Origin of the sequence: Aeromonas allosaccharophila, assembly GCF_000819685.1 — a bacterium.
GTDB classification, from domain to species: domain Bacteria; phylum Pseudomonadota; class Gammaproteobacteria; order Enterobacterales; family Aeromonadaceae; genus Aeromonas; species Aeromonas allosaccharophila.
Genome location: NZ_CDBR01000058.1, coordinates 1 through 2,452, shown reverse-complemented (window position 1 = coordinate 2,452; position 2,452 = coordinate 1). Strand labels below are relative to the sequence as shown.

Genomic DNA, 2,452 nt, shown 5'->3' with positions numbered 1-2,452 from the left:
ATTATGCGCAGTCGGAACAGGCTCTGAATTAAGGCTTCCCATCATCACGCAAGCCACGGCCAGAGCGGCTCCCGTGCCCGCGCAATACTTTTTTAAGATGTCATACCAAGTCGCTTTCATCTCTGGTGTCTTGGCTCTGACGGCATTTAGGGAAATGATGACTTCCAGAGGATCTAGTCCTGCACCTTCTGCAAGGATTTTTGCAATCTCATCAGTGAATTGCGCTCTTCCATTGTTTATTGACGCTATATAAGACGTTGTAAAACCCAAGTCTTTCGAAACTTGCGTGTAAGTGGTGTAGTTTTTGGCCCTCATGTAGGCCTCCATCAGCGTTTTAGAGTCCATTTGTCTATCCTCTTGTGTTTGTCAAATAAAGATTAACACACCTTATGTACCACTGTTTCTGCATGTTGTAAGTACTTCGTACATTCCATATAACTCTCACATGAATGAACCATTTAGTGAGTACGCAACATGGAAGCGCAGACCCTACAGCAACAAACCCCGATTTACCACGTTTGCCAAGAGTGCGGCGGCGAAGGTTGCGCCGCTTGCTCTGACCTCTGCATCCTTGATGGTGAAATCCAGCTCGACCCTGATTACGTCTCCGAGCACACCGTAGAAGAGCAACTTGAATGGCTCGACGCTTTCTCCGAGCGCGTTCAGCTCCTCTCCAAGATGGCGCCGATAAATGGGGTTATCGGCACCACTCCAGAATATTCGCTTGAGGCCCGTCTTGCCCATGTGAACAAGCTCGCTGCCCGTATGCCGTACCGCGTAACTAACGCCGGATTGAATCGTGACGTGCTCTGTGATGGTGCTGATTCTGCTCCCAAGGCTGACCCTGTTTGCCCTAAGTGTGGCAAATCCCGTTTCGATTCGGCCTATGGCTGCCTTGCTCCACAGGTCTATTCCCCTGCGGCTGGTGATTGGGTATGCGGCAAAAAGACCTCTGCCCCCTCCCCCAATCCCGCCCCTAAATACAACATCTTTTTAGATGACCGGACTATTTATCAGCGCCGTGAGGATGAACTTCGCCTCGCTGGTGAGTGGGAGGTCTAAGCCATGCCATTCCCTAAAGTCGCTTGCGTTTTTGGTATTGCCTTAATCGGTCTTTACCTTCTCGTTCGAATCTACTTGTTGTTTCAAGGGGAATCTTCATGATCCGCTTCACCTCCTACGCCGCCCAGCAGGCCCTTAACGGTTCACGCGCTGCCCCTGTATCCGGCAAATTCCGTCTTAACTCGCTGCTGTCTTCCCCTGCCCTGCTGGCAGATGACGCCGAGCAGGCAACCCCTGCCGAGTACCTTGACCACTTGCAGACCCTCGGCCTGCCCTTTGATGATGATGTCTCGATACTGCATCGGGCTTACTCCGACCAGTACAACGCCATTTACACCAAGCCCCGTTTTGCTGACCAGCCCCGCGATTTTGTTCGTGTTGGCTCCTTCGCCTATCTGGATGATAAGGCCCTGCTCAAGTATGGCGACATCAACGCCCCCGAGCATTGCCAGCACCGCCATGACATGACCGTGCGCAATCACTACCTCCTGCCGTGGTTTCGTTCGGCCTATTCACAAGCCCTTGAGTACGCTGGTTTGCTCGAAGCGAATCAGCGTATCAAAGAGCTTTTCGACCTTATGAACATTTCCGGCGACTGCGGAACCCTCAATCTCACATCTGACGATGAAGGCTTTGAGGCATTCGCTGATCGCCTGGCTAAACATGTGCTGACCCTGCGTAAGGATTATTTTAATGGTGACGAAGAGGAATATGCCGCTTTCTGTCAAGCCAGAGCGCTTCTCGAAAGTTATGACCTTCGTGATCCCGAATTTGATTACCAATTTGAAGAGCCCGAAGTTGCTCGCCCTAATCATTGGCTCAATCGTTGGTCTGAGCCTGCTTATCTGGTTAGGGTTATTCGTCGCGCCTCGGCTCGTCGACTCTTCGACGCTTCCCGCGTTGCTGGAGTTGTTAACAAACACTCACAGCCCTATTCACCTGATTACCTTGTTTCTCGCCGGATTCATCGTAGTCGCAAGAATCGACTCACTCTTTCAGGTCTTGCTGCTGTCAGTGCTGCTGATCCTATGGATGGTATCAAGCTTATAGATGCCATAGACGCCTCTGTCTCTAATCCAGAGGTTCAACGCGCCGAGCTGATGACCCGTCTCAGTGGTTTTGAAGATGTCGCCAAGCAGGAGGGGCACGTTGCGTTGTTCCTCACCCTGACTTGTCCGTCACGCTTCCACCCGGCCAGTGGTGGCAAGACAAACCCCAACTGGATTGCCGCTGGCCGCCCTACTGTCAAAGATGGGCAGGACTACCTCAATGAGGTATGGCGTAACATCGGTCGCCGCTGCTCTGACAAAGGCACCAAGGCTAATCCCAAAGAGCCCATCACCATCTACGGTTTCCGCTTTGCCGAGCCCCATGCAGATGGTACGCCCCA

General features: G+C 52.2%; 3 protein-coding genes. 2 read left to right on the top strand and 1 reads right to left on the bottom strand.

Annotation, left to right across the window (positions count from 1 at the left end; genetic code table 11):
- The coding region (locus BN1115_RS11300; RefSeq protein WP_050070508.1) for a DUF3693 domain-containing protein at positions 1 to 345 on the bottom strand (345 nt) is incomplete at its 3' end.
- Between the two features lie 129 nt (positions 346 to 474).
- Here BN1115_RS11300 and BN1115_RS11295 point away from each other — a divergent pair.
- Positions 475 to 1,062 carry a hypothetical protein gene (locus BN1115_RS11295; RefSeq protein ID WP_042657239.1) on the top strand — a complete coding sequence of 196 codons (588 nt, stop codon included), beginning with the start codon at positions 475 to 477 and terminating at the stop codon, positions 1,060 to 1,062.
- Between the two features lie 98 nt (positions 1,063 to 1,160).
- A partial coding sequence (locus tag BN1115_RS21650) for a replication endonuclease (protein ID WP_167335553.1) occupies positions 1,161 to 2,452 on the top strand: 1,292 nt, incomplete at its 3' end.